Raw genomic sequence first — 25,438 nt, 5'->3', positions numbered from 1 at the left:
CCATGCTGCGCCGTCTTCACAAGGACCAGCCCGAAAGCTTCGCCTTCACCCCGGCGAATCTGGAATGGGCCAAGGCCCAGATCACCAAATATCCCGAAGGCCGACAGGCGAGCGCGATCATCCCGCTGTTGTGGCGCGCGCAGGAGCAGGAGGGATGGCTCAGCCGCCCCGCCATCGAATATGTCGCCGACATGCTGGGGATGCCCTATATCCGCGCGCTGGAAGTGGCGACCTTCTACTTCATGTTCCAGTTGCAGCCCGTGGGCAGCGTTGCGCATGTGCAGATCTGCGGCACGACCAGCTGCATGATCTGCGGCGCCGAGGAGCTGGTGGCGGTGGCGAAAGAGCTGATCGCGCCGACGCCGCATACGCTGTCGGCCGACGGCAAGTTCTCGTGGGAAGAGGTCGAGTGCATGGGGGCCTGTGCCAACGCGCCGATGGCCCAGATCGGCAAGGACTATTACGAGGACCTGACGGCCGAGAAGCTGCGCGCGCTGATCGGGCGGTTCCGCAACGGCGAGGTGCCGGTGCCGGGGCCGCAGAACGGGCGTTATGCCTCGGAGCCCCTGGGCGGGCTGACCAGCCTGAAGGAACATGAGGCGGGCCGGAACCCCCATAACGCCAGCGTGCAGGCGGCGGTGGAGCTGAAGGATACGGTCAAGCGGATCGACGGGACCGAAGTGCCGCTGCGGACGCCCTGGCTGGGCGGGGCGGCAAAGCCGGTCAAGGCCGAGCCCATGCCTGCGGCCAAGCCCGCGCCGAAGCCGAAGGCCGAAACGGCGCCTGCGGCTGTGGCGACGGTGGGAAAGAAGCCCAAGGCTCTGAAGGCCGCGCGGCAGGGCAAGCCGGATGACCTGAAGCTGATCCTCGGGATCGGGCCCAAGCTGGAACAGCTGTGCCACAAGCTGGGTTTCTTCCATTTCGACCAGATCGCCGCCTGGACTGACGAGGAGATCGCCTGGGTCGACGAGAATCTGGAAGGGTTCAAGGGCCGGGTGAGCCGGGACAAGTGGGTCGTGCAGGCGAAGATCCTGGCGGAGGGCGGATCGGTCGAGGCGGCGGAGGCGGCCGCGCGGGGATGAGCCTGATGAGGGATTGCTCTGCCGGTGTCCCCTGCGGGCCCGGCGGATACGAGGAGTAGGGACGCATGAGCGACGAGCCCGATGACACGACGATCGGCCGGGGCGGCTGGGCGCTGGTGGTGGCGTCCGGTGTCGTCGCGTTCGTGGTCCTGCGCTTTCCGCTGCATTATCACCTGTTCCCCTCTCTGGTCTTTGCCCTGGCGATTGCGCTGATCGTCCTGCTGATCCTCTACCGGCTGGCCGTCGAGGTGAACCGGCACGACGATGCCGAGACCGAGCGTCAGGTGCGCAAGATCGTTCCGGCCTCTTCGGTGGCCGAGGGGACGACGCGGGTTGGCGGTCTTGAAGGGGCGCAGCCCTCGATCGCGGTGGCGGTGCCGGTGCGACCCGATGCCTCGGCGCCCGTGCCGCAGCGGCCCGCTGCCGTTGTGACGCCGCTGTCGCGCGTCGAACCGGCGCCGATCATTCCGCCGCATGGGGTGGCTGCGCCGTCGGTGCCGCCCGCGCCGCCGAAGGCCGCGGAGGAGCCTCAGCCGTTCGACACCTTTGCCAATCTGCCGGACGACATCTGGGCGCGGCCCGCCCCAACGCCCGAACCTTCGCCTGAACCCGCGCCGTCGCCTGCCATGGCGCCTGCGTCCGCCCCTGCCGCAGCCGCGGAGCCGAAAGCCGGGTTCAGGACGAAGGCCGATCTTGCGGCCGCAGCCGCCGAAGCCGGTGCCGCAAAGCCGAAGGCAGCCGCGAAGTCAGCCCCGAAGCCGAAGGCGGAACCCAAGCCGAAGGCCGATCCGAAGCCGAAGGCCGAGGCCAGGCCGAAAGCGGCTGAAAAGGCCCCCGCCAAGGCCCCGGCAAAGGCCAGGACAGCCAAGCCGAAGGCGGCGAAGGCGGCTCCTGCCGGGCTGGAGCGGCTTTCGGCGCCGCGCGGCGGAGTGGCGGACGACCTGAAGGAGATCGAAGGCATCGGGCCGGCCATCGAGAAGCTGGTCAACGGCCTTGGCTTCTACCACTTCGACCAGATCGCCGCCTGGACGGATGAGGATGTCGCCCGGGTCGATGCCGAACTGCGGACCTTCAAGGGCCGGATCGTGCGGGACAAATGGGTGGAACAGGCCCGGATCATCGTGACCGAAGGGCTTGAGGCGTTCCGGGAACGCGCCAAGACGAACGATTACTAAAGGCCCATGATGCAGCCCCGTCCCGATGATCCCGCAGATGTCCAGCGCGCCCGTCAGGCGCGGCTTGTGGCCATCGTGCTGGTCGCGACGATGGGGCTGTGGATGGGCGCCCAGTGGTTGGGCGGACAACTCGGGTTGGAGACGCGCTATGCGTTCCTCTTCGACCTTCTGGCCATCGCGGGCTTCGTCTGGGCCCTGGTGGTGACGTATCAGATCTGGCGTGGACGCCGGGGTTAGGAAGACCAAATGCTGAAGGATCAGGACCGCATTTTCACCAACCTCTACGGGATGCATGACCGCAGCCTGAAGGGCGCGATGAAGCGCGGGCATTGGAACGGCACCGCCGAGATCATCAAGCGCGGGCGCGACACGATCATCGAGCAGGTCAAGGCCTCTGGCCTGCGCGGTCGGGGCGGCGCGGGCTTTCCGACCGGGCTGAAGTGGTCGTTCATGCCGAAACAGTCGGACGGACGGCCGTCCTATCTGGTGGTGAACGCCGACGAATCCGAGCCCGGCACCTGCAAGGACCGCGAGATCATGCGCCATGATCCGCACACGCTGATCGAGGGCTGCCTGATCGCGAGTTTCGCGATGGGGGCGAACACCTGTTACATCTACATCCGCGGCGAATACATCCGCGAGCGCGAGGCGTTGCAGGCCGCGATCGACGAATGTTACGACGCGGGCCTGCTGGGCAGGAACGCCGCGAAATCGGGCTGGGACTTCGACCTGTATCTGCACCACGGGGCAGGGGCCTATATCTGCGGCGAGGAAACCGCGCTGCTGGAAAGCCTTGAGGGCAAGAAGGGCATGCCCCGGATGAAGCCGCCCTTCCCGGCGGGAAGTGGCCTTTACGGCTGCCCGACCACGGTGAACAACGTGGAGAGCATCGCCGTGGTGCCCACGATCCTGCGCCGGGGGGCGGACTGGTTCGCCAGCTTCGGCCGGCCGAACAACACCGGGACCAAGCTGTTCGGCATCTCGGGCCATGTGATGAAACCCTGCGTCGTCGAAGAGGCGATGTCGATTCCGCTGAAAGAGCTGCTGGAGCGGCATTGCGGCGGGGTCCGGGGCGGCTGGGACAACATCAAGGCGGTGATCCCCGGCGGGTCCTCGGTGCCCTTGCTGACCAAGGAACAGTGCGACGACGCGATCATGGATTTCGACTGGCTGCGCGAGCAGCGGTCGGGTCTGGGCACGGCGGCGGTGATCGTGATGGACAAGTCCACCGACGTCATCAAGGCGATCTGGCGGCTGTCGAAGTTCTACAAGCATGAGTCCTGCGGCCAGTGCACGCCCTGCCGTGAGGGCACCGGCTGGATGATGCGCGTGATGGACCGTCTGGTGCGCGGCGAGGCAGAGATCGAGGAGATCGACATGCTTCTGAGCGTGACGAAGCAGGTCGAGGGCCACACCATCTGTGCGCTCGGCGATGCGGCGGCCTGGCCGATCCAGGGCCTGATCCGCGCCTTCCGCGACGAGATCGAGGACCGGATCAAGGCCCGGCGCACCGGTCGGATCAGCGCGGTCGCGGCGGAGTGATGCGGGTGGCGCTGGCCCTTTCGGTGACCCTGGCCCAGGCGGCCTGTGTGGGGACGGTTGCGACCGTTCCCGCATCGCGTGAGCCTGTGCGGGTCACCAACGGCGGCCAGCCGTTCCAGATGTGGGAAGGGGCCCTGGCGCGCAAGGCGGCGGATGCGGCCTGCGGCGGCAAGGTCAACGTCTCGATCTACGACCGCCATGATCCGGCCACCGGCGAATGGGTCTATCCGGGGGGCTGCGCATGACAAAGCCCGTCATCCCCGGTCACAAACCGCTGAGAACGGCGGCTTGTCATGGCATATCAAGGGGGCTTGGCCCCATCTCCCTGGCACGAGCAGCAGCCGGTCGTCGGCTGCCGGAAGCAGCCAAGGAGGCCATCATGCGCCCGTTCAAGACCCTGACCCTGATCATCCTCGCCGCCGGCACGCTGGCCGCGTCCGCCCAGGCGCGGGTGCCGATCAACGAGGAGCCGACGATCATCAACACCCTCCTCCAGGGGTTCATCGGCGATGCGATCGACGACAACTGCCCGACCATCGAGGCCCGCAAGCTGCGTGCGCTTGGCGAGTTGAACAAGCTGCGCGACTATGCGCTGAAGCAGGGCTATTCGGCGGACGAGATCCGCGCGCTGGTCAGGTCCAAGGAAGAGAAGGCCAAGGGCAAGGCTCTGGCCGCGCAATGGCTGAAGGAACGCGGGGCCGAGCCCGGCAATCCGGAAGCCTATTGCCGGATCGGCGAAGAGGAAATCGCCAAGAACAGCCTGATCGGCTATCTGCTGAGGTCGACCAGATGACCGAAGCGGTGCTGCACCTGGCCGAGCTGAACGTGGGGCGCCTTCCGGCCCCCACCGACGACCCGCGCGTGGCCGAGTTCATGGCGGCGCTCGACCGGGTGAACGGGCTGGGCAAGCGGATGCCGGGGTTCGTCTGGATGATGGAAGGTTCGGGCGAGCCGGGCACCGGGAATACGGAAACCAAGATCGAGGGCGCCCCGCAGGTCGTGTCGAACCTGACGGTCCGGGAAAGCGTCGGGACGCTGGAGCAGTTCGTCATGTGGCGGTTGCCTGCGGGGCATAAGCCCAGCCTCGACGAGGGGCAGGTGCGGCTGAAGCATCGGGAAGCGCATGGTGACAGCCTCCATGCGTTCGGCTGGAAATATCTGAAGGAAGCGCAGGCATGGAAGACCCATGGTCGCGCGCAAGGGGCGGCGGAGTAAGGCCATGACCAATCTCAGGAAAATCAACATCGACGGGATCGAGGTCGAGGTCGATGGCGCGATGACCATCATCCAGGCGGCCGAGGTCGCCGGGGTGGAAATCCCGCGCTTCTGCTATCACGAGCGGCTGTCGATCGCCGGCAACTGCCGGATGTGCCTGGTCGAGGTGGTCGGAGGGCCTCCGAAGCCTGCGGCAAGCTGCGCGATGCAGGTGCGCGACCTGCGGCCCGGCCCGAATGGCGAGGCTCCGGTCGTCAAGACCAAGTCGCCGATGGTGAAGAAGGCCCGCGAAGGGGTGATGGAGTTCCTGCTCATCAACCATCCCCTGGACTGCCCGATCTGCGACCAGGGCGGCGAATGCGACCTGCAGGATCAGGCGATGGCCTATGGCGTCGATTTCAGCCGCTACCGCGAGCCGAAGCGGGCGTCCGAGGATCTGGACCTTGGCCCGCTGGTCGCAACCAAGATGACGCGCTGCATTTCCTGCACCCGCTGCGTCCGGTTCACGACCGAGGTCGCGGGGATCACCCAGATGGGCCAGACGGGCCGGGGCGAGGATGCCGAGATCACGTCCTATCTGAACGCCACGCTGGATAGCAACCTTCAGGGCAACATCATCGACCTTTGCCCGGTCGGCGCGCTGACCTCGAAGCCCTATGCCTTCACGGCGCGGCCCTGGGAGCTGACCAAGACGGAATCCATCGACGTGATGGACGCCCTGGGGTCGAACATCCGCGTCGACACCAAGGGCCGCGAAGTCATGCGCATCCTGCCGCGCAACCATGACGGCGTGAACGAGGAGTGGATCAGCGACAAGACCCGCTTTGTCTGGGACGGGTTGCGCCGTCAGCGTCTGGACGTGCCTTATGTCCGCGAGAACGGCAAGCTGCGGAAGGCGACCTGGGGCGAGGCGCTGACCAAGGCGGCCGAGGCGATGAAGGGGAAGAAGGTTGCGGGCCTTGTCGGCGATCTGGTGCCGGTCGAGGCGGCCTATTCCCTGAAAATGCTGGTGGAATCGATCGGCGGTCATGTGGAGTGCCGCACCGATGGCGCGCGGCTGCCGATCGGCAACCGCTCGGCCTATGTCGGCACGGCGAAGATCGAGGACATCGACACGGCCAAGGAGATCCTCCTGATCGGGACCAATCCGCGGGTCGAGGCTCCGGTCCTGAACGCCCGCATCCGCAAGGCCTGGGCCAATGGCGCGATGGTGGGGCTGATCGGCGAGAAGGTCGATCTGACCTATGATTACAAGCACATGGGCACCGACCGCGCGGCCCTGGTCGATCTGGTGGGCCGGGTGACGCCGAAAGAGAACGCTCTGGTCATCATCGGCCAGGGCGCGATCAACGAGGCCGATGGCGAGGCGGTCCTGTCCCAGGCGATGGCCTATGCCACCGGCGCGCAGGCGAAGTTCCTGGTGCTGCACACGGCAGCGGGGCGCGTCGGCGCGATGGATGTGGGGGCGGTGACCGAGGGCGGGCTGGCGATGGCGACGCAGGGCGCGCAGGTGGTCTACAACCTTGGCGCGGACGAGGTCGAGATCAGCCGGGACGGGGCGGATGCGCCCTTCGTGATCTATCAGGGCTCGCACGGCGACCGGGGCGCGAACCGGGCCGACATCATCCTGCCGGGCGCGGCCTACACGGAAGAAAACGGGCTGTTCGTCAACACCGAAGGGCGCCCGCAGCTGGCCTTCCGCGCCGGCTTTGCCCCCGGTGAGGCAAAGGAGAACTGGGCGATCCTGCGTGCCTTGTCGGCCGACGTTGGCCAGCAACTGCCATGGGATTCGCTGGCGGGCCTGCGGTCGGCGCTGGTCGCTGCACATCCGCATCTGGGCCGCATCGACGAGGTGCCGGAGAACGACTGGCAGCCCCTGCCGGTGAAGGCCCCGGCCAAGGCGACCTTCCGCAATGCGATCAGGGATTTCTACCTGACCAACCCGATCGCGCGGGCCTCCAGCGTGATGGCGGAACTCAGCGCCATGGCCAAGGCCCGTGCGGCGACCCCGATTGCGGCAGAGTAAGATGGCGCAGCGCCTTTCCCTTCTGGCGACCCTTGGCACCGCGACAGCGGCGCTGGGGGCTTGCACCCCGGCGGGAGAGGTGCCAGAGGAGCGCGGGCAGACGGCGGTCTATCAGGGGGTCTCGACGATCCTTCTCGACAGGGACCTGGTCAGCTTCAACCTCGCCATGACGGGGGCGAAGGACCGGGCGGATGTCGAGGCCTATGGCCGCTGTGCTGCCGCGCAATATGCGCTGGATCAAGGGTTTGGCTTCGCGCGGCATGTGCGGACCATCGTGACGAAGAAGGGCCGGACGTGGTACGGGGATGCGGTCTATCTGATCTCCTCCAGCCTGCCGCAGGGTCTGCGGGCGATGGACGCCGAGGCGATGGCGTCCGAGTGTGCGGAACTTGGCATACCGGGCCGGTGAGACGGACGAATTGAGGATGAGGGACTGACATGGACGGGTTTCTTGCCACGGGCTTCGGGACGGCGGTGCTGATCGCGGCGCAGTCGCTTCTGATCGTGGCCTTCGTGATGCTGAGCCTGCTGTTCCTCGTCTATGCCGACCGCAAGGTCTGGGCGGCGGTGCAGATGCGGCGGGGACCGAACGTGGTGGGGCCGTTCGGCCTGCTGCAATCGGTGGCCGATGCGCTGAAGTATGTGGTCAAGGAAATCGTGATCCCGGCGGGCGTGGACCGTCCGGTGTTCTTCCTGGCGCCGATGCTGTCCTTTGTCCTGGCGATCCTAGCCTGGGCGGTGATCCCCTTCGATGACGGCTGGGTTCTGGCCAACATCAACGTGGCGATCCTGTTCGTCTTTGCCGTGTCCTCGCTGGAGGTCTATGGCGTGATCATGGGCGGCTGGGCCTCGAACTCGAAATACGCCTTCCTCGGGTCGCTGCGGTCGGCGGCACAGATGATCTCGTATGAGGTGTCGCTGGGCCTCATCATCATCGGGGTCATCATCTCCACGGGTGCGATGAACTTCGGCGCCATCGTGGCCGCACAGGACGGGCCTTACGGCCTGTTCAACTGGTACTGGCTGCCGCACCTGCCGATGGTGGTGCTGTTCTTCATCAGCGCGCTGGCCGAGACCAACCGCCCGCCCTTCGACCTGCCCGAGGCGGAGTCGGAACTGGTGGCGGGGTTCATGGTGGAATATTCCTCGACCCCCTACCTTCTGTTCATGGCCGGCGAATACATCGCGATCTTCCTGATGTGCGCGCTGATCAGCCTCTTGTTCTTCGGCGGCTGGCTGTCGCCGATCCCGGGGCTCGCCGATGGCTGGTGGTGGATGGTCGCCAAGATGTGGCTCTTCTTCTTCATGTTCGCCATGGTGAAGGCGATCGTCCCCCGCTACCGCTATGACCAGCTGATGCGGATCGGCTGGAAGGTGTTCCTGCCGCTGTCGCTGGCCTGGGTGGTGATCGTGGCGTTCCTGGCGAAATTCGAAGTGCTCGGCGGCTTCTGGGCCCGCTGGGCTGTGGGGGGCTGATCCATGACGGAAAACGTCGAGAATCTGATCCTTGCTCAACTTCGGGAGATCCGAGAGCGGCTTGGCAAGATCGAGTCCGGTCTGGAGGACGTGAAGACGGGGCAGCAGAGCGTCACTGGCATCCTGATCGGGCTTGGCGGCTACATCCGGGCCATCGATGAGCGCGTGGAGCATATCGAAGAAAAGCTGGGGATCGAACAGTGAGCAACATCGACTGGACCCGTGCGACGCGCTATTTCCTGCTGATGGATTTCATCAAGGGCTTCGGCCTGGGGATGAAATACTTCTTCGCGCCGAAATCGACGGTGAACTACCCGCACGAGAAGGGGCCGCTGTCGCCCCGCTTCCGCGGCGAGCACGCGCTGCGCCGCTATCCCAACGGCGAGGAACGCTGCATCGCCTGCAAGCTGTGCGAGGCGGTCTGCCCGGCGCAGGCCATCACCATCGACGCGGAGCCTCGCGAAGACGGGTCGCGGCGGACCACCCGCTATGACATCGACATGACCAAGTGCATCTACTGCGGCTTCTGTCAGGAAGCCTGCCCCGTGGATGCCATCGTCGAAGGCCCGAACTTCGAATTCTCGACCGAGACGCGGGAAGAGCTGTTCTACACCAAGGAGAAGCTCCTCGAGAACGGCGCCCGCTGGGAGGCGGAGATCGCCCGCAACCTTGAAATCGACGCCCCGTATCGGTGAGACCCCATGACCGACGACCTCGCCAAGATGTTTTCCGCCTGGATGGAGCAGGGCCAGAAGATGGCCAGCGCCTTCATGCCGGGCATGGAGAATTTCGACGCGAAGGCGATGGAAAAGTTCTTTCCGGCCATGCCGAAGGAATTGCTGGAGATGTGGTTCGGCAAGACCTTCAACCCCGAGGGTCTCGATGCCCGCACCCGGTTTCTGGTGACCATCGCGGCGCTGACGGTGCTGGGGCCGGTGGGCGAGCCGCAACTGCGGATGACGATCAAGAATGGCCTTGCGGCCGGGGCCACCAAGCGCGAGATCGCGGAAGTGATCTGGCAGATGTCCATGTTCGGCGGTCTGCCCGCCATGCAGAAGGCGCTGGAAGTGGCCCAGTCCGTCTTCGCCGAGATGCCTGAGGAGAAAGACGCATGACCGTCTTCGAGTTCGCCTTCTACATGTTCGCCGTCATCACGGTGGCGTCGGGCCTGATGGTCACGCTGTCGCGGAACCCGGTCCATTCGGTGCTGTGGCTGATCCTGGCCTTCCTGTCCACCTCGGGCCTGTTCGTGATGCTGGGGGCCGAGTTCGTGGCGATGCTGCTGGTCATCGTCTATGTCGGCGCGGTGGCGGTGCTGTTCCTGTTCGTCGTGATGATGCTGGACATCGACTTTGCCGCGCTGAAGGGGGAGCTGGCGCGCTACATGCCGCTGGGCCTGCTGATCGGCGTGGTCCTTCTGATGCAGGTCGCCATCGGCGTCGGCGTCTGGCAGGTGGCTGACGGGGCAGAGGGCTTGCGGCAGGCGGTGACGCCGACCGGGATCGAGAATACCCGGGCGCTGGGGCTGCTGCTTTATGACCGGTATTTCCTTCTGTTCCAGCTTGCGGGCCTGATCCTGCTGGTGGCGATGATCGGGGCGATCCTGCTGACGCTTCGGCACAGGAAGGACATCAAGCGGCAGAACGTGCTGGCCCAGATGTGGCGCGATCCGGCCAAGGCGATGGAGCTGAAGGACGTCAAGCCGGGGCAGGGGTTGTAACGGCGTGACCCCGCCCCGGACCTGATCCGGGGCCTCGGGTTGCAGAAAGAGGCCCCGGGTCAGGCCCGGGGCGCGCGACGACGGAACGAACGGGCCGCAAGACGCCCAAGAGGGAACGAGAGATGGTGGGACTTGAACATTACCTGACGGTGGCCGCGGCGCTGTTCGTCATCGGGATCTTCGGGATCTTCCTGAACCGGAAGAACGTGATCGTCATCCTGATGTCGATCGAGCTGATGCTTCTGGCGGTCAACATCAACCTTGTCGCCTTCTCCAGCTTCTCGGGCGATCTGGTGGGGCAGGTCTTCACCATGTTCGTCCTGACCGTGGCCGCCGCCGAGGCTGCCATCGGTCTGGCCATCCTGGTCGTCTTCTTCCGCAACCGCGGGACGATCGAGGTGGAAGACGTCAACGTGATGAAGGGCTGACCCAGATGGCAACGATCATCCTTTTCGCTCCCCTGATCGGGGCCATCCTCTGCGGCTTCGGCTGGCGGCTGATCGGCGAGCGCGCGGGTCAGGTCATCACCACCGCGCTGGTGTTTCTGGCGGCGGCGCTGTCCTGGTGGATCTTCCTGACCTTCGACGGCACCACGCAGCAGATCGTCCTGATGCGCTGGATCGAAAGCGGCACGATGGGCAGCGAGTGGGCGATCCGGCTGGACCGGCTGACCGCGATCATGCTGGTCGTGGTGAACTCGGTCTCGGCTCTCGTCCACCTCTACAGCTTCGGCTACATGGCGCATGACGACAACTGGCGCGAGGGCGAGCATTACAAGGCGCGCTTCTTCGCTTACCTGTCGTTCTTCACCTTCTCGATGCTGATGCTGGTGACGTCCGACAACCTGGTCCAGATGTTCTTCGGCTGGGAGGGCGTGGGGGTCGCGTCCTACCTGCTGATCGGGTTCTACTACCGCAAGGCCAGTGCCAACGCGGCCGCGATGAAGGCCTTCATCGTCAACCGGGTCGGCGACTTCGGCTTTGCGCTGGGCATCTTCGCGCTGTTCTATCTGACCGACAGCATCCGCTTTGACGACGTCTTTGCCGCCGCCCCGGCGCTGGCCGAGACGAACCTCACCTTCCTCTGGGGCGAATGGAACGCGGCGAACCTGGTCGGGGTCCTCCTCTTCATCGGCGCGATGGGGAAATCGGCGCAATTGTTCCTGCACACCTGGCTGCCGGACGCGATGGAGGGCCCGACGCCTGTCTCGGCGCTGATCCATGCCGCGACGATGGTGACGGCGGGGGTGTTCCTCGTCTGCCGGATGTCACCGCTTTATGAATACGCGCCGCAGGCTCTGGCCTTCATCACCGTTCTGGGCGCATGCACGGCCTTTGTCGCGGCGACCATTGGCCTGGTGCAGAACGACATCAAGCGCGTGATCGCCTATTCGACCATGTCGCAGCTGGGCTACATGTTCGTGGCTGCGGGCGTGGGCGTCTATCCGGTGGCGATGTTCCACCTGTTCACCCATGCCTTCTTCAAGGCGATGCTGTTCCTGGGCGCGGGCTCGGTGATCCACGCGACGCACCACGAACAGGACATGCGCAACTACGGCGGCCTGCGGAAGCAGATCCCGCTGACCTTCTGGGCGATGCTGATCGGCACGCTGGCCATCACCGGGGTCGGCATTCCGCTGACGCATTACGGTTTCGCCGGGTTCCTGTCGAAGGATGCGGTGATCGAGAGCGCCTGGGTCGGATCGGGCTTTGCCTTCTGGCTGCTCGTGGTCGCCGCCTGCTTTACCAGCTTCTATTCCTGGCGGCTGATGTTCATGACCTTCTTCGGGGAAAGCCGCGCGCATGGGGCCGGGCATGGTCATGGCCACGACGCGCATGGACATGACGCACACGGCCACGACGACCACGGCCATCACGAGCCGCACGAAAGCCCGATGGTCATGCTGATCCCGCTGGGGGTGCTGGCGCTGGGGGCGGTGTTCTCGGGGATGATCTGGTACAACGTCTTCTTCGGGGAAGAGACCGCCGTCCGCGACTGGTTCGGGATGGAAGCCGTCGCCCACGGCGAGGCGCATGGCGCGGATCACGGCGCGGTTGCTGCGGTGAACACCGAGGGCGAGACCGTCACCGCCGAAGCCGCCCCGGCCGAGGGCCATGCCGCCGAAGGCCATGCCACCGGCGTCGCCCCGAAGGGCGCGCTGCTGATGCTGCCCTTCACGCCGGAAGAGCAGGCGGTGGTGGATACACGCCTTGACGCCGAAAAGGCTGCCAAGGCGGAACACGCCCCGACCACGATCATCAACGCGGCGCATCTGGTGCCGACCTGGGTCAAGGTCGCGCCCTTCATCGCCATGCTGATCGGTTTCGCCGTGGCCTGGCTGTTCTACATCAAGGACCCCAGCCTGCCGCGGCGTCTGGCCCAGCAGCAGCGCCCGCTCTACCTGTTCCTCCTGAACAAGTGGTATTTCGACGAACTCTATGACGTGATCTTCGTCCGTCCCGCCCGGTGGCTGGGGGGCTTCCTGTGGAAGCGCGGCGACGGCGCGGTCATCGACGGGTCGATCAACGGGGTGGCGCTGGGGATCATCCCGATGCTGACCCGGCTCGCAGGCCGCGCGCAGTCCGGCTACCTGTTCCACTATGCCTTCGCGATGGTGCTGGGGATCGTGCTCCTCGTCACCTGGATGACGCTGTTCGGCGGCGCGAAGTAAGGGGCGCGGATCAATGGAAAACCAACTGCTTTCGATCATCACCTTCCTGCCGCTGGTCGCGGCGCTGATCCTTGCGCTGTTCATGCGCGGCGACGACGCGGCAGCGCGGCAGGGGGCGAAGTGGCTTGCGCTGTTCACCACCAGCGCGACCTTCGTCATCTCGCTGTTCGTGCTGTTCCGGTTCGATCCGTCGAACACCGGCTTCCAGTTCGTCGAGGAGCGCCAGTGGATCCTGGGCCTGAGCTACAAGATGGGCGTCGACGGGATCTCGATCCTGTTCGTGATGCTGACGACATTCCTGATGCCGCTTACCATCGGGGCCTGCTGGGGGGTGGAGACGCGCGTCAAGGAATACATGATCGCCTTCCTGGTGCTGGAGACGCTGATGCTGGGCGTCTTCATGGCGCTGGACCTGGTGCTGTTCTACCTGTTCTTCGAGGCGGGCCTGATCCCGATGTTCCTGATCATCGGCATCTGGGGCGGCAAGGACCGCATCTATGCGGCGTTCAAGTTCTTCCTGTATACCTTCCTCGGGTCCGTCCTGATGCTGGTCGCGATGATCGCGATGTATCTGGAGGCAGGGACCACGGATATCGTGAAGCTGCTGGCGCATGACTTCGGGCATGAGACCTTCAGCCTGCTGGGCTTCCAGGTCGTCGGTGGCTTGCAGACCATGCTGTTCCTCGCCTTCTTCGCAAGCTTCGCGGTGAAGATGCCGATGTGGCCGGTGCACACCTGGTTGCCCGATGCGCACGTTCAGGCCCCCACGGCGGGGTCGGTGGTCCTGGCCGCGATCCTTCTGAAAATGGGCGGCTACGGCTTCCTGCGCTTTTCGATCCCGATGTTTCCGGTGGGCTCGGACGTGATGGCGCCGCTGGTGCTGTGGCTTTCGGCCATCGCCATCGTCTATACCTCGCTGGTGGCGCTGGCGCAGACCGACATGAAGAAGCTGATCGCCTATTCCTCGGTCGCGCACATGGGCTATGTGACCATGGGCATCTTCGCCGCGAACCAGCAGGGCGTGGACGGGGCGATCTTCCAGATGATCAGCCACGGCTTCATCTCGGGCGCCCTGTTCCTGTGTGTCGGCGTGATCTACGACCGGATGCACACGCGCGAGATTGACGCCTATGGCGGCCTCGTGAACCGGATGCCCGCCTATGCGCTGGTGTTCATGTTCTTCACCCTGGCGAACGTGGGCCTGCCGGGCACCAGCGGGTTCGTGGGCGAATTCCTGACCCTGATGGGCATCTTCCAGGTCAACACCTGGGTCGCCGCCGTCGCCGCGACGGGGGTGATCCTGTCGGCGGCCTATGCGTTGTGGCTCTACCGCCGGGTCGTGTTCGGCGACCTCATCAAGGAGGCGCTGAAGTCGATCACCGACATGGACCGCCGCGAGAAGGCGATCTTCGCCCCGCTGATCGCCATGACCCTGATCCTGGGCGTGTACCCGAGTCTCGTGACCGATATCATCGGCCCCTCGGTTTCGGCCCTTGTCACCGACTATCACGCCGCTCTGCCCGCTGACGGGGCCGAGCTGGCCATGCACTAAGGACGCCCGCGATGACCTCTGCAGATTTCCGGACCCTGCTGCCCGAGATCCTTCTGTCGGGCTATGCCATGGCCGCGCTGATGGCGGCGGTCTACACCACCCGAGACAAGCTGGCGGCAACGCTGGTCTGGGCCACGGCGGGGCTGTTCGTGGCGCTGGCGCTGTACATCGGCGCGGGCGGGACGGGGCAGCGGCTGGTCTTCAACGGCCTGTTCGTCGATGACCCCTTCGCGCGCTTTGCGAAGGTCACGATCCTGATCTCGGCGGCGGCGGTGCTGGTGATGAGCCAGGACTACATGTCCCGCCGCGACATTCTGCGGTTTGAATATCCGTTGCTCGTCACGCTGTCGGTGGTGGGGATGATGGTGATGGTGTCGTCCGCCGACCTCATCACCCTTTACATGGGGCTCGAACTCCAGTCGCTGGCACTTTACGTCATCGCCTCGATCCGCCGCGACAGCGCCAAGTCCTCGGAAGCGGGCCTGAAGTATTTCGTGCTCGGCGCGCTGTCCTCGGGGCTGCTCCTGTACGGCGCCTCGCTGGTCTACGGCTATGCGGGCACGACCCAGTTCGCGGGGATCCTGTCCACGGTGCAGGCCGGCGTGCCGCTGGGCCTGCTCTTCGGCCTTGTCTTCATGCTGGCGGGCCTTGCGTTCAAAGTGTCTGCGGTCCCCTTCCACATGTGGACGCCCGACGTCTACGAAGGCTCGCCCACGCCCGTCACCGCCTTCTTCGCCACCGCGCCCAAGGTGGCCGCGATGGCCCTGATCGCCCGGCTGGTGCAGGATGCGTTCGGAGGCATCCCGGGCCAATGGGGCCAGGTGCTGGCGGCGCTGGCGGTGGCGTCGATGTTCCTCGGCGCCGTGGCCGCGATCGGGCAGCGCGACATCAAGCGGCTGATGGCCTATTCCTCGATCGCCCACATGGGATATGCGCTGATCGGGCTTTGCGTGGGCACGGCCTACGGGGTGCAGGCGACGATGATCTACATGGCGATCTACGTCACGATGAACGTCGGCACCTTCGCCTTCATCCTGTCGATGGAGCGTGACGGCCGCCCCGTCAGCGACATCGCCGGGCTGAACCAGTTCGCCAGGAAGGAACCGCTGAAGGCCCTTGCCATGCTGGTCCTGCTGTTCTCGCTGGCCGGCGTTCCCCCGATGGTCGGCTTCTTCGGCAAGTTCTACGTGTTGAAGGCGGCGGTCGATGCGGGCTGGGTCTGGCTGGCCGTGGCGGGGGCCGTCGCCTCGGTCATCGGCGCCTTCTACTATCTGCGCCTCGTCTACTTCATGTATTTCGGGGCCGAGCAGGACCCCGTCGACAGCCGCATGGCCCCGGTGCAATGGGGGATGCTGGTCGCAGTGGCCGCGATCATGCTTCTGGGCATCGTGAACCTCTTCGGTATCGAAGGCCCCGCGGCGCTGGCCGCCCAGGCACTTGTCCGGTGACGGCAGGGCAGGGCGCATCACCCTGCCCGAGATCGACTCGACCAACGCCGAGGGGTTCCGGCGCGCCCCGACGCTCGCCGGTCCCACCTGGATCCTGGCCGGGGTCCAGACCGCCGGCCGGGGCCGCCGCGCACGGCCCTGGTCCAGCCCCCCGGGCAACTTCCACGGCACGCTGGTCCTGCACCCGACCGAGCCACCCGAGATCGTGGCGCTGAGGTCCTTTGCCGCCGCCCTCGCGCTCCGCGATGCCTTCGTGCAGATCACCGGGCTTGACACCAGCTTTGCGCTGAAATGGCCCAACGATGTCCTGTGCAACGGCGGCAAGATCGCGGGGATCCTGCTGGAATCCCAGGGCCTGAATACCCCCGACGCGACGCTCTGCATCGGCATCGGCGTCAACCTGATCGCCGCCCCCGATGCCGCCCAGATCGAAGCCGGGGCGGTTCCGCCCGTTTCGCTCCTGCAGGAGACCGGCCTGAGGATCACGCCCGAGACCTTCCTCGACGCCCTCGCCCCCGCCTGTGACCGCTGGGAGACGACTTTCCGCCGCGAAGGCTTCGCCCCCCTGCGCGCTGCCTGGCTGTCGCATGCCGCCCGTCTTGGCCAGCCGATCCGCGCCCGCACCGGAAGCCAGACGCGGGAGGGCACGTTCGAGACCATCGACCCGCAAGGCAACCTGGTCCTGCGCACTCCGGCCGGAACCCTTGCCATCCCCGCCGCCGAGGTGTTCTTCTGACCACGCCAGGCTTGCTCTTTTCAGAAATACTCCACGGGGGTCCGGGGGTGTGAAACCCCCGGTCCGCCGCCTCAACCCGAGACCACCGCCCATGCTTCTTGCCATCGACTGCGGCAACACCAACACCGTGTTTTCCATCTGGGATGGCGCGCGCTTCCTCGCCACCTGGCGCATCGCCACCGATCACAAGCGGACGGCGGACGAATATTTCGTCTGGCTCTCCAGCCTGATGTCCCTGACGAAAACCGAAGCCACGATCACCGAGGCGATCATCTCCTCGACCGTGCCGCGCGTCGTGTTCAACCTGCGCGTCCTGTGCGACCGCTACTTCGGCTGCCGCCCCCTTGTCGTCGGCAAACCGGAGTGCCTGCTGCCCGTCCCGCCGCGCGTCGATCAGGGCACCACGGTCGGCCCGGACAGGCTGGTCAATACCGTCGCGGGGCACGCCCGGCACGGGGGCGACCTTGTCATCGTCGATTTCGGCACGGCCACGACCTTCGACGTGGTCGATACCGACGGCGCGTATATCGGCGGGGTGATCGCACCGGGCGTGAACCTGTCGCTTGAAGCCCTGCACATGGCCGCCGCCGCCCTGCCGCATGTCGATGTCGCCAAACCCCTGAAGGCCATCGGCACGAATACGGTGGCCTGCATGCAGTCGGGCGTGTATTGGGGCTACATCGGCCTGGTCGAGGGCATCGTGCGCGAAGTGCGCCGCGAACGCGACCGGCCGATGAAAGTCATCGCGACAGGGGGCCTTGCCTCGCTGTTCGCGCAAGGGACCGCGCTATTTCATTCCATCGAGGACGATCTGACCATGCATGGCCTCGTCCTGATCCACGACCACAACAAGGAAACTGCATGAACCGCCTTATCTATCTTCCCCTCGGCGGCGCCGGCGAGATCGGCATGAACGCCTATGTCTACGGCTATGGGCCGAAGGGGAAAGAGCATCTGATCCTCGTCGATCTGGGCGTGGCCTTCCCGGACATGGACACCTCGCCCGGCGTGGACCTGATCCTGCCCGATGTCGGCTGGCTGCACGACAAGCTGGACCGGCTGGAGGCGATCTTCATCACCCACGCGCATGAGGACCACATCGGCGCGCTGCCGCATCTCTGGCCGGGGCTGGAGAAGAAGGTCTACTGCCGCCGCTTCACCGCGACCATCGGGCGGCTGAAGTTCGAGGAGGCGGGCCTGCCCGTCGATCAGATCGTGACGGTCGAACCCCGCCCCGCGACAGTCGAGGTCGGGCCGTTCAAGGTGCAGTTCGTGCCTGTCAGCCATTCGATCCCGGAAAGTTCGGCCCTGGTGATCGACACGCCCGCGGGCCGCATCTTCCATTCCGCCGATTTCAAGATCGACCATACGCCTGTGGTGGGCGAAGGCTGGGACGACGCGCGCTTCTCCGAGATCGCCGCCGAACGGCCGGTGAAGGTGATGGCCTGCGATTCGACCAATGTCTTTTCCACCCATCCCGGCCGGTCCGAGGCGTCGCTGGCCGAACCGCTGACCGAACTGATCCGCAGCCGCAGCGGCATGGTGGTGGCCACGACCTTCGGGTCGAACGTGGCGCGGCTGAAGACCCTGGCCGAGGCGGCGCGGGCCGCCGACCGGACGATCTGCGTCCTGGGCCGGTCGATGAAGCGGATGCTTTCGGCGGCGGAAGAGGCGGCGGTGCTGTCGGGTTTCCCGAAGACCGTCAGCCCGGAAGAGGCGCTGGAGGTGCCGCGCCGCAACCTGATGCTGCTGGTGACCGGAAGCCAGGGCGAACGCCGGGCGGCCAGCGCGCAGCTGTCGCGCGGCAAGTATCTGGGGATCGAGATGAAGGAGGGCGACACCTTCCTGTTCTCGTCCAAGACCATCCCCGGCAACGAACGCGACGTGCTGCGGGTCTGGAACGCGTTTTCCGAAATGGGCGTGCAGGTGATCGACGACCAGGGCGGGAAGTATCACGTCTCGGGCCATGCCAACCGCCCGGACCTTGAACATGTCCACCGGCTGATCCTGCCCGACATGCTGATCCCGATGCATGGCGAGCACCGGCACCTGACCGAACATGCCCGCATCGCCACGGAAAGCGGCATCGCGGCTGCCGTGGCGCCGAACGGGACGATGCTGGACCTGACGGGCGATGTGCCGGAAGTCGCGGAATATGTGGAAACCGGGCGGCTTTACCTGGACGGCACCGCGCTGATCGGCGCGCTGGACGGGGTGGTGCGCGACCGGATCCGCATGGCGCTGAACGGGCTGGTCACCGTCACCTTGATCCTGGACGAGACCGATACGCCGATGGGCGAGCCCTGGGTGGAACTCATGGGTCTGCCGCCGACGGGGCGCGGGGAACGGCCGCTCTCCGAGACGATGGAGGCCGACCTTGACGAGGTGATCGGACGCCTGGGCCGCAAGGTTCTGGCCGATGACGGCAAGCTGGAGGAAGAGATCCGCAAGGTCGTCCGGCAAGTCGCCATGGAAGAGATCGGCAAGAAGCCGGAGGTGACGGTGGTCATCAGCCGGCTTGTGGCCGAGTAGTCCAGGGCAGACCGCGCGTCGTCGACTTCGTCGCTTCTCGCTGGGCCGCGCCCGACGAGACGACGAAGTCGCACGAGGGGGCGCTTCAGCCCTCGGTGCCGGTCGCGGTCAGGTCCTCGGCCTCTTCGGCCTTGGCGGGGGCCAGCGCAAAGCTGCGCAGGATGAAGTCGGGCACATGGTCGCCCATGCCGATCACCGAAGGCCCGGGATCGCGGTCGCGACGGTAGTCGCGGCGGTCCTCGCGCGGCTCCCGGCGCTCGCCGCGATCCTCGCGTCTGCGGTCGCCCGACCGCTCGGCGCTCCGCTCGGCGCTCCGCTCGGCCCGGGGCTCTTTCTGGCTGTCCCGACGCTCTTCGCGCGGCGCGTCCTCGGCGGGCTCGGCGCGGGCCACGACGACCAGCGGCTCCATCGGCGCGGCCTCGTCATGCGGCTTGACCGGACGTTCGCGGTCGCGGCTACGGCCGCCACGGTCGCGGCCCTTGCGGTCTTCGCGCGGGGCGCGATCCGGCTTGCCTTCACTGGTGTCGGGCTCGAAGCCCTCGGGCAAGGCGCCGCGCGGGATTTCCGTCTTGATAAGGTTTTCGATGGCCTTCAGATACTTTTCGTCCGACGGCACCGAAATGGTGAAGGCCTTGCCCAGTCGCCCCGCGCGGCCCGTCCGGCCGATGCGGTGGACGTAATCCTCGGGGTGCGAGGGGACGTCGAAGTTGAACACATGGCTCACCGCCGGAATGTCCAGACCGCGTGCGGCCACGTCCGAGGCGACCAGAAGGTGCAGCGTCCCGTCGCGGAAGGCGTCCAGCGTCTTCATCCGTTCGGACTGCGCGAGGTCGCCGTGGATCGGCGCGGCGTTGAACCCGTGCGCTTTCAAGGACTTCGCCACCACGTCCACATCCATCTTGCGGTTGCAGAAGATGATCGCGTTGGTACAGGCCTCGCCCTCGGCGCGGATCAGGGCGCGCAGGACGGCGCGCTTGTCGGCGAAGCTGCGGTCCTTGCGCACCGGCTTCACCTCGATCAGGCTTTGCGTGATCGTGGTCGAGGCCGTCGCCTGACGCGCCACCTCGATCTTGGCGGGGTTCGTGAGGAAGGTGTTGGTGATCCGCTCGATCTCGGGCGCCATGGTGGCGCTGTAGAACATGGTCTGGCGGGTGAAGGGGGTCAGCTGGAAGATGCGCTCGATATCGGGGATGAAGCCCATGTCGAGCATCCGGTCGGCCTCGTCCACCACCATGATCTGCACGCCGGTGAGAAGGAGCTTGCCGCGTTCGAAATGGTCCAGCAGGCGGCCGGGCGTGGCGATCAGCACATCGACGCCGCGGTCGATCAGCTTGTCCTGCTCGCCGAAGGCGACGCCGCCGATCAGAAGCGCCTTGGTCAGCTTGGTGTGCTTGGCGTAGATGTCGAAGTTCTCGGCCACCTGGGCGGCCAGTTCCCGAGTGGGCGCCAGCACCAGGCTGCGCGGCATCCGGGCGCGGGCGCGGCCCTGGCCCAGCAGCGTGATCATCGGCAGCGTGAAACTTGCCGTCTTGCCGGTGCCGGTCTGGGCGATGCCCAAGACGTCGCGGCCTTTCAGCGCTTCCGGGATGGCCTGGGCCTGGATCGGGGTGGGGGTCTCATAGCCGGCTTCGGAGACGGCTTGCAGCACGCGCGGGTCCAGCGCGAGGTCGGAAAATTTGGTCATCAGCGTCCTATGGATGCGGTATCGGACCGCATGTGTGATGGGACGCTAGTTTCCGGGCGCCCCGGCGTCTCGGCCCCATTTGGCCGCCTCTGGCGCATAGCGGAAATCGTCGCAAGGGTCAAGTCGGGCGGCCTGCATCGACGTCGCGGGCGGAAAATGGCAGGATGCGAGCATTGAGTCCCTTCGCTTTGACCGCAATCCATTTCCCGCAGGACCCCGATGAGATGTGCTTTCGCCCTGGCCTGGCTTGCGCTGGCCTCTCCATCAAATTCCGATATCGACAGCGGCGGATGCAGGCAGCCGAACTGCGCCACGTCTGTCCAGTTTGCCTCGACATCCGAAGACCGCAGCTATGGCCTTCTTGTCGCCGCCCCTGACGGGGGCTGCCGGCATGTGCGGTTCCGCATCCATGACGATCACGCCCGCCTTCTGGGCCAGTCGCCGCCGCTGGCTCCGGGCGAGCTTGCCCTTGTCCGCCTCGGGCGGGGCTTTCCGCAGGGCAGTAACCTGGTCACCGTCGCCTCGATCGGCTGCGACCAGCCGCCCGCTGCGATCCGGCGGGTGATCCTGGCCAAGGCGGGGCCGGATCACGGTTGGCGCGCCGAGGGCTTCTAGCCGTCCGCCCGACCGGGGTCGTCCGTGGCCTCTGGCGCGGGCTTCAGCACCCGGTCGATCCGCGACATGTGCTTTCCCGCCCGCATGATGCCGATCCGTCGGAAAAGGCCGCCCTCGTCCCGGTTCAGACGCTGCAGAAGATGGCAGGCCAGCGGCCCGACGACAGGCGTCTTGCGCGCCTCGTTCCAGATCTGGGCCAGAAGGTTGATGTCGAGGCCCCCGTCGCCCAGGTTGAAATGCGGCATGTCGAGAGGCAGGCGGCGGGACCGGATGCGGCGGATCGGGAAGGGGGTTGCGGCGTCAAGGCCCGAGTGCAGGCGCTCATACTCGTAGAGTTTCATCAGCGAAAACAGCACGTTGATCGACAATCCGACCCGGCGCTGCGCCTCTGTCTCGCCATGGTCGCCGAAGGTGATTGCGGACGAGATCAGCCAGCGCCCCGGCAGCTCTGGCATCAGCTGCGGCCCCGCCTCGGCCCAGATGCGGCGGAAGAGGGCAGGGGCATGGGCCGGGAAACGCTGTTTTCTCAGATGCGCGATGAGGATCGCGTTGACGGCAGCAAGTTCCGGCTTTCCTGCCAGTTCGACCCGCATCTGGTGCAGTTTCTTGGCGTGGAGCGTCTGCGGCCCTTCCAGCGGCGGGATCGTCTGGGGGATGCGGGCGGCCAAGAGGGGGGCCAGGTCCAGATCCGCGGCCGGGAACCAGTCGCGCGCGGCCAGCTTCAACCGCCGCCGCCGCTGCTTCCACACGCCGATCAGGCTGTCGGGCGCGTCCGGGTAGGTCTCGACCGGGCCCTCTGCATCGGGCGCGGCGTGGGCCAGCGGGTCGGGCGTCGTCATGCTGCTGTCGGCCTCCGCCGTTGCCTCGGGCGCAGGCTAGGTCCGCACCCGGGACGGGTCAAGCGCGGCTCAGACCATCATCTCCTTGGTGGCCGTCAGCTTGACGCCGGGATAGTCGCGCACCACGCGGTCGATGTCCCATTGCAGGCGGGTCAGGAACACCAGATCCCCGTCGCTGTCATGCGCGATGTGGCCCTTGTTGACGTTCACCAGCTTCTCGATCTCGGCCTTGTCGCCGGAAATCCAGCGGGCCGAGGTGAAGTTCGAGCCCTCGAAACGCACGGGCAGGGAATATTCCTGCTCGATCCGGCTGGCCAGCACGTCGAATTGCAGGGCACCCACGACGCCGACGATATAGCCCGAGCCGATCATCGGCTTGAACACCTTGGCCGCCCCTTCCTCGGCGAATTGGGTCAGGGCCTTTTCCAGATGCTTGGCCTTCATCGGGTCAAGGGCGCGGATGGATTGCAGAAGCTCTGGCGCAAACGACGGGATGCCGGTGAAGCGCAGGGATTCCCCTTCGGTCAGCGCGTCACCGATGCGCAGCTGCCCGTGGTTCGGGATGCCGATGATGTCGCCGGCCCAGGCTTCCTCGGCCAGTTCCCGGTCGGCGGCCAGGAACAGGACCGGGTTGGTGATCGACATCGGCTTCTTCGTGCGCACGTGGTGCAGCTTCATGCCGCGTTCGAAATGGCCCGAGGCGAGGCGCACGAAGGCCACCCGGTCGCGGTGTTTCGGGTCCATGTTGGCCTGGACCTTGAAGACAAAGCCGGTGACGGCGGGTTCGGACGGGTCGATCTGGCGTTCGGCGGCCTTCTGCGGCTCGGGCTCGGGCCCGTATTCGCCGATGCCGTCCATCAGCTCCTTCACGCCGAAAGAGTTGATGGCGCTTCCGAACCAGATTGGGGTCATGGACCCGTTCAGGAAGGCCGTGCGGTCGAAGGCGGGCAGGAGTTCCCGGGCCATCTCCAATTCGTCATGGAACTTCTGCAACAGCTCGGCCGGGATATGTTCGGCCAGCTTCGGGTCATCCACGCCGCTGATCTTGATCGATTCCGCCACGCGGTTGCGGTCGGCGCGGTCCATGATCTCCAGCCGGTCGTGCAGAAGGTCATAGGCGCCGACGAAATCGCGCCCCATGCCTATCGGCCAGCTTGCGGGCGTCACGTCGATCGCCAGATTTTCCTGGATCTCGTCGATGATCTCGAACAAGTCGCGGCTTTCGCGGTCCATCTTGTTGCAGAAGGTCAGGATCGGCAGGTCGCGCAACCGGCAGACCTCGAACAGCTTGCGGGTCTGGGACTCCACGCCCTTCGCCCCGTCGATCACCATGATCGCGGCATCGACGGCGGTCAGCGTGCGGTAGGTGTCTTCCGAGAAATCGCTGTGACCGGGGGTGTCCACCAGGTTGAAGCGGAACTCGCGGTAGTCGAAGGACATGGCCGAGGCGCTGACGGAAATTCCGCGTTCCTGCTCCAGCTTCATGAAGTCGGACCGGGTGCGCCGCGCATCGCCCTTGGCGCGGACCTGGCCCGCCATCTGGATCGCGCCGCCGAACAGGAGGAACTTTTCGGTCAGCGTGGTTTTCCCGGCGTCGGGGTGCGAGATGATCGCAAAGGTCCGGCGGCGGGCGATTTCAGGCGGAAGGGGGGCACGGTTCGACATGGCGCCCCCTATAGGCCGGGCGCGGTTGCGCCGCAACCTGGACGACCGATTCATGCCGTTTCCGCCGGAAAATGTCGAATCCCGGTTGACGGTCGGGCCCTTGGCACACAGTTTCGTGAAGCACTTTTGATGGATGAGTGATGGATGGACTTTTCAACACGGCAAAACGCGTCGGCAAGTCGGTATTGCGGCAGCATTACAGCCGGAACCACCTGAACGCCGCCCGCACCACCCTGAGAAAGGTTGAAAGGGCCTATGGTCCGATCAAGCCCGCCGACCGGAAGCGGTGCGATGCCTATGCGGTCGAGGTTCTGGGTCACGCGAAATACGCGCCCTGGCTGCACGTCTATTCGGTGGTGGCGGGTCAGTTCAAGGATGGCTGGATCCCGGACAACTTCTTCGACGAATGCGTGTTGCCGCACAATTCGGGCAAGCATGGAGAGCTGTCCCAGTTCCGCAGCCTGAACTCCCTTCTCTTCGACGCGCCCGAATTTCCCGACGTCGCGGTGCAGATCAACGGGATGATCCTGGGGCGGGACGGCAGGCCCGTTGCCCGCGAGGCCTTGACCGATGTGCTGTTCGGACAATCCAACCGCATCGTCTTCAAAAGCGATTCCACGCAGTCCGGGCTTGGGCTTCGGGTGCTTGACCGGGCGACGTTCGATCCGCACCGGGTCGGGGCGCTTGGGGCGGGCGTGTTCCAGCCCTTCGTCCGACAGCACCCGGAGTTTCACCGGATCGGGAACAGCCCGGCGGTGACCACGCTCCGCCTGACCACCGCAACCGACGACCACGGCGTGCCGTCGCTGCGGGCGGCCTTTCTCTGCATCGGCAGGGCGAAGGATCAGCACATCCGGGCGGGGACCGATACCCTGGTGCCCGTCGATCCGGCCACGGGAGAAATGTCGCCGGTGGGTTACGTACCGGACTGGCAGCGCAGCGAAAGGCATCCGGATTCGGGTGTCCCCTTTGCCGGCTTTGTCCTGCCGGAATGGGAGGCCTGCCGCGACGTCGCGCTGAGGTATCATGCGCGGCTTCCCTTCGTGCGCTGCATCGGCTGGGACCTGACGGTTGACCACCAGGGCGCCGTCAGGATCCTGGAATGGAACGGAGGCCACACCGGCATCAAGTTCACCGAGGCGACGCAGGGCCCGAGTTTTGCCGACCTCGGCTGGCAGCATCTGCGGCGACCGGCTTGAAAGGCGCGGATAGCGGCGCAAGGAAGGGAAACCTGCCGCGGGAAAACCTTGCCGGACTTTCCGCCCCCGATGCCGTCTCGGTCCAAGCGATGGATATGGGCGGCGGGGACACGACCACGGGGCTTGCCGGGATCCATGGCCGTGAGGTGGGGGTCCATCATGTGCAGGGCGGCAAGATCGTCCGGGAAGAGTTCTTCTATTCCGCCTGACAGCGCGGGTGGACCCGTCGGCGGGGGTTTCACACCCCCGCACCCCCGTGGA

The 25,438-nt window shown here is 65.9% G+C and carries 27 protein-coding genes; 24 read left to right on the top strand and 3 right to left on the bottom strand.

What is annotated here, in order from left to right; all coding sequences use genetic code 11:
• Positions 1-2: 2 nt before the first annotated feature.
• The 21 genes from nuoE (at position 3) to D5084_RS13290 (ending at position 19,175) form a co-directional block, all read left to right on the top strand.
• Positions 3-1,082 carry an NADH-quinone oxidoreductase subunit NuoE gene (gene nuoE, locus D5084_RS13390; RefSeq protein WP_128515996.1) on the top strand — a complete coding sequence of 360 codons (1,080 nt, stop codon included), beginning with the start codon at positions 3-5 and terminating at the stop codon, positions 1,080-1,082.
• A gap of 65 nt (positions 1,083-1,147) precedes the next feature.
• Complete coding sequence (locus tag D5084_RS13385; RefSeq protein WP_128515995.1) at positions 1,148-2,257, top strand: helix-hairpin-helix domain-containing protein; 1,110 nt, start codon at positions 1,148-1,150, stop codon at positions 2,255-2,257.
• A 6-nt stretch (positions 2,258-2,263) separates the two neighbouring features.
• Positions 2,264-2,494 carry a DUF5337 domain-containing protein gene (locus tag D5084_RS13380; RefSeq protein ID WP_238382647.1) on the top strand — a complete coding sequence of 77 codons (231 nt, stop codon included), beginning with the start codon at positions 2,264-2,266 and terminating at the stop codon, positions 2,492-2,494.
• A 9-nt stretch (positions 2,495-2,503) separates the two neighbouring features.
• Complete coding sequence (gene nuoF / locus D5084_RS13375; protein ID WP_128515994.1) at positions 2,504-3,799, top strand: NADH-quinone oxidoreductase subunit NuoF; 1,296 nt, start codon at positions 2,504-2,506, stop codon at positions 3,797-3,799.
• 5 nt (positions 3,800-3,804) lie between these two features.
• A complete protein-coding gene (locus tag D5084_RS13370; RefSeq protein WP_128515993.1) occupies positions 3,805-4,044 on the top strand; it encodes a hypothetical protein in 240 nt (79 codons plus the stop codon).
• Between the two features lie 134 nt (positions 4,045-4,178).
• Positions 4,179-4,592 carry a DUF5333 domain-containing protein gene (locus D5084_RS13365; protein ID WP_128515992.1) on the top strand — a complete coding sequence of 138 codons (414 nt, stop codon included), beginning with the start codon at positions 4,179-4,181 and terminating at the stop codon, positions 4,590-4,592.
• On the top strand, positions 4,589-5,014 hold the full coding sequence (locus D5084_RS13360) for a DUF3291 domain-containing protein (RefSeq protein ID WP_128515991.1): 426 nt from the start codon (positions 4,589-4,591) through the stop codon (positions 5,012-5,014). Before D5084_RS13365 ends, D5084_RS13360 begins: the two co-directional genes overlap by 4 nt.
• 4 nt (positions 5,015-5,018) lie before the next feature.
• Entirely contained in the window at positions 5,019-7,040 is a 2,022-nt protein-coding gene (nuoG, locus tag D5084_RS13355) for an NADH-quinone oxidoreductase subunit NuoG (protein WP_128515990.1), read from the top strand.
• A 1-nt stretch (position 7,041) separates the two neighbouring features.
• Positions 7,042-7,449: a YNQ4 family lipoprotein gene (locus D5084_RS13350; RefSeq protein WP_128515989.1), complete on the top strand. Its 408-nt coding sequence runs from the start codon at positions 7,042-7,044 to the stop codon at positions 7,447-7,449.
• A 29-nt stretch (positions 7,450-7,478) separates the two neighbouring features.
• The gene (gene nuoH / locus D5084_RS13345) at positions 7,479-8,516 is read left to right on the top strand and encodes an NADH-quinone oxidoreductase subunit NuoH (RefSeq protein ID WP_128515988.1); all 1,038 of its coding nucleotides are present in this window, start codon (positions 7,479-7,481) and stop codon (positions 8,514-8,516) included.
• 3 nt (positions 8,517-8,519) lie between these two features.
• Positions 8,520-8,720: a hypothetical protein gene (locus D5084_RS13340; RefSeq protein ID WP_128515987.1), complete on the top strand. Its 201-nt coding sequence runs from the start codon at positions 8,520-8,522 to the stop codon at positions 8,718-8,720.
• On the top strand, positions 8,717-9,211 hold the full coding sequence (nuoI, locus tag D5084_RS13335) for an NADH-quinone oxidoreductase subunit NuoI (RefSeq protein WP_128515986.1): 495 nt from the start codon (positions 8,717-8,719) through the stop codon (positions 9,209-9,211). The genes D5084_RS13340 and nuoI overlap by 4 nt, the downstream gene beginning before the upstream one ends.
• 6 nt (positions 9,212-9,217) lie before the next feature.
• Complete coding sequence (locus tag D5084_RS13330) at positions 9,218-9,631, top strand: carboxymuconolactone decarboxylase family protein (RefSeq protein WP_128515985.1); 414 nt, start codon at positions 9,218-9,220, stop codon at positions 9,629-9,631.
• Complete coding sequence (locus D5084_RS13325) at positions 9,628-10,236, top strand: NADH-quinone oxidoreductase subunit J (RefSeq protein WP_128515984.1); 609 nt, start codon at positions 9,628-9,630, stop codon at positions 10,234-10,236. Before D5084_RS13330 ends, D5084_RS13325 begins: the two co-directional genes overlap by 4 nt.
• Before the next feature lie 122 nt (positions 10,237-10,358).
• Positions 10,359-10,664: an NADH-quinone oxidoreductase subunit NuoK gene (nuoK, locus tag D5084_RS13320; RefSeq protein WP_103258174.1), complete on the top strand. Its 306-nt coding sequence runs from the start codon at positions 10,359-10,361 to the stop codon at positions 10,662-10,664.
• A 5-nt stretch (positions 10,665-10,669) separates the two neighbouring features.
• The gene (nuoL, locus tag D5084_RS13315) at positions 10,670-12,907 is read left to right on the top strand and encodes an NADH-quinone oxidoreductase subunit L (protein WP_128515983.1); all 2,238 of its coding nucleotides are present in this window, start codon (positions 10,670-10,672) and stop codon (positions 12,905-12,907) included.
• Between the two features lie 13 nt (positions 12,908-12,920).
• Entirely contained in the window at positions 12,921-14,459 is a 1,539-nt protein-coding gene (locus tag D5084_RS13310) for an NADH-quinone oxidoreductase subunit M (protein ID WP_128515982.1), read from the top strand.
• An 11-nt stretch (positions 14,460-14,470) separates the two neighbouring features.
• A complete protein-coding gene (gene nuoN, locus D5084_RS13305) occupies positions 14,471-15,907 on the top strand; it encodes an NADH-quinone oxidoreductase subunit NuoN (RefSeq protein WP_128515981.1) in 1,437 nt (478 codons plus the stop codon).
• On the top strand, positions 15,897-16,643 hold the full coding sequence (locus D5084_RS13300) for a biotin--[acetyl-CoA-carboxylase] ligase (protein WP_128515980.1): 747 nt from the start codon (positions 15,897-15,899) through the stop codon (positions 16,641-16,643). Before nuoN ends, D5084_RS13300 begins: the two co-directional genes overlap by 11 nt.
• A 91-nt stretch (positions 16,644-16,734) precedes the next feature.
• Positions 16,735-17,508, top strand: a complete 774-nt coding sequence (locus D5084_RS13295) for a type III pantothenate kinase (RefSeq protein WP_128515979.1) — start codon at positions 16,735-16,737, stop codon at positions 17,506-17,508.
• Entirely contained in the window at positions 17,505-19,175 is a 1,671-nt protein-coding gene (locus D5084_RS13290; RefSeq protein WP_128515978.1) for a ribonuclease J, read from the top strand. Before D5084_RS13295 ends, D5084_RS13290 begins: the two co-directional genes overlap by 4 nt.
• 85 nt (positions 19,176-19,260) lie before the next feature.
• On the opposite strand, the gene D5084_RS13285 is transcribed toward D5084_RS13290, so the two are convergent.
• Positions 19,261-20,859 carry a DEAD/DEAH box helicase gene (locus D5084_RS13285; RefSeq protein ID WP_128515977.1) on the bottom strand — a complete coding sequence of 533 codons (1,599 nt, stop codon included), beginning with the start codon at positions 20,857-20,859 and terminating at the stop codon, positions 19,261-19,263.
• A gap of 219 nt (positions 20,860-21,078) precedes the next feature.
• Here D5084_RS13285 and D5084_RS13280 point away from each other — a divergent pair, with 219 nt between their 5' ends.
• Positions 21,079-21,474, top strand: coding sequence for a hypothetical protein (locus tag D5084_RS13280; RefSeq protein ID WP_128515976.1), 396 nt, complete (start codon positions 21,079-21,081; stop codon positions 21,472-21,474).
• Here D5084_RS13280 and D5084_RS13275 read toward each other — a convergent pair.
• The gene (locus D5084_RS13275) at positions 21,471-22,313 is read right to left on the bottom strand and encodes a hypothetical protein (protein ID WP_128515975.1); all 843 of its coding nucleotides are present in this window, start codon (positions 22,311-22,313) and stop codon (positions 21,471-21,473) included. The two genes, D5084_RS13280 and D5084_RS13275, sit on opposite strands and share 4 nt — an antisense overlap.
• Positions 22,314-22,382: 69 nt before the next feature.
• Positions 22,383-23,978, bottom strand: coding sequence for a peptide chain release factor 3 (locus D5084_RS13270; RefSeq protein ID WP_128515974.1), 1,596 nt, complete (start codon positions 23,976-23,978; stop codon positions 22,383-22,385).
• Between the two features lie 140 nt (positions 23,979-24,118).
• Between D5084_RS13270 and D5084_RS13265 the strand changes: the two genes are divergently transcribed.
• Both D5084_RS13265 and D5084_RS13260 read left to right on the top strand, forming a co-directional pair.
• Positions 24,119-25,177, top strand: a complete 1,059-nt coding sequence (locus D5084_RS13265; protein WP_128515973.1) for a sugar-transfer associated ATP-grasp domain-containing protein — start codon at positions 24,119-24,121, stop codon at positions 25,175-25,177.
• Positions 25,174-25,386 carry a hypothetical protein gene (locus D5084_RS13260; protein WP_128515972.1) on the top strand — a complete coding sequence of 71 codons (213 nt, stop codon included), beginning with the start codon at positions 25,174-25,176 and terminating at the stop codon, positions 25,384-25,386. The genes D5084_RS13265 and D5084_RS13260 overlap by 4 nt, the downstream gene beginning before the upstream one ends.
• Positions 25,387-25,438: the final 52 nt, after the last annotated feature.

Source organism: Tabrizicola thermarum (genome assembly GCF_003574395.1).
Classification (GTDB): domain Bacteria; phylum Pseudomonadota; class Alphaproteobacteria; order Rhodobacterales; family Rhodobacteraceae; genus Tabrizicola; species Tabrizicola thermarum.
Note: the sequence above shows the minus strand (reverse complement) of the source record. Positions and strands in the feature narration are given on the sequence as shown.

Coding starts and splice junctions, on each gene's coding strand:
- D5084_RS13285 (WP_128515977.1), bottom strand. CDS start 20,859: ATGACCAAATTTTCCGACCTCGCGCTGGACCCGCGCGTGCTGCAAGCC.
- nuoK (WP_103258174.1), top strand. CDS start 10,359: ATGGTGGGACTTGAACATTACCTGACGGTGGCCGCGGCGCTGTTCGTC.
- nuoH (WP_128515988.1), top strand. CDS start 7,479: ATGGACGGGTTTCTTGCCACGGGCTTCGGGACGGCGGTGCTGATCGCG.
- D5084_RS13325 (WP_128515984.1), top strand. CDS start 9,628: ATGACCGTCTTCGAGTTCGCCTTCTACATGTTCGCCGTCATCACGGTG.
- D5084_RS13275 (WP_128515975.1), bottom strand. CDS start 22,313: ATGACGACGCCCGACCCGCTGGCCCACGCCGCGCCCGATGCAGAGGGC.
- D5084_RS13360 (WP_128515991.1), top strand. CDS start 4,589: ATGACCGAAGCGGTGCTGCACCTGGCCGAGCTGAACGTGGGGCGCCTT.
- nuoL (WP_128515983.1), top strand. CDS start 10,670: ATGGCAACGATCATCCTTTTCGCTCCCCTGATCGGGGCCATCCTCTGC.
- D5084_RS13295 (WP_128515979.1), top strand. CDS start 16,735: ATGCTTCTTGCCATCGACTGCGGCAACACCAACACCGTGTTTTCCATC.
- D5084_RS13380 (WP_238382647.1), top strand. CDS start 2,264: ATGATGCAGCCCCGTCCCGATGATCCCGCAGATGTCCAGCGCGCCCGT.
- D5084_RS13280 (WP_128515976.1), top strand. CDS start 21,079: ATGAGATGTGCTTTCGCCCTGGCCTGGCTTGCGCTGGCCTCTCCATCA.
- D5084_RS13340 (WP_128515987.1), top strand. CDS start 8,520: ATGACGGAAAACGTCGAGAATCTGATCCTTGCTCAACTTCGGGAGATC.
- D5084_RS13270 (WP_128515974.1), bottom strand. CDS start 23,978: ATGTCGAACCGTGCCCCCCTTCCGCCTGAAATCGCCCGCCGCCGGACC.
- D5084_RS13350 (WP_128515989.1), top strand. CDS start 7,042: ATGGCGCAGCGCCTTTCCCTTCTGGCGACCCTTGGCACCGCGACAGCG.
- D5084_RS13330 (WP_128515985.1), top strand. CDS start 9,218: ATGACCGACGACCTCGCCAAGATGTTTTCCGCCTGGATGGAGCAGGGC.
- nuoE (WP_128515996.1), top strand. CDS start 3: ATGCTGCGCCGTCTTCACAAGGACCAGCCCGAAAGCTTCGCCTTCACC.
- nuoF (WP_128515994.1), top strand. CDS start 2,504: ATGCTGAAGGATCAGGACCGCATTTTCACCAACCTCTACGGGATGCAT.
- nuoN (WP_128515981.1), top strand. CDS start 14,471: ATGACCTCTGCAGATTTCCGGACCCTGCTGCCCGAGATCCTTCTGTCG.
- D5084_RS13290 (WP_128515978.1), top strand. CDS start 17,505: ATGAACCGCCTTATCTATCTTCCCCTCGGCGGCGCCGGCGAGATCGGC.
- D5084_RS13385 (WP_128515995.1), top strand. CDS start 1,148: ATGAGCGACGAGCCCGATGACACGACGATCGGCCGGGGCGGCTGGGCG.
- D5084_RS13365 (WP_128515992.1), top strand. CDS start 4,179: ATGCGCCCGTTCAAGACCCTGACCCTGATCATCCTCGCCGCCGGCACG.
- nuoG (WP_128515990.1), top strand. CDS start 5,019: ATGACCAATCTCAGGAAAATCAACATCGACGGGATCGAGGTCGAGGTC.
- D5084_RS13310 (WP_128515982.1), top strand. CDS start 12,921: ATGGAAAACCAACTGCTTTCGATCATCACCTTCCTGCCGCTGGTCGCG.
- D5084_RS13265 (WP_128515973.1), top strand. CDS start 24,119: ATGGATGGACTTTTCAACACGGCAAAACGCGTCGGCAAGTCGGTATTG.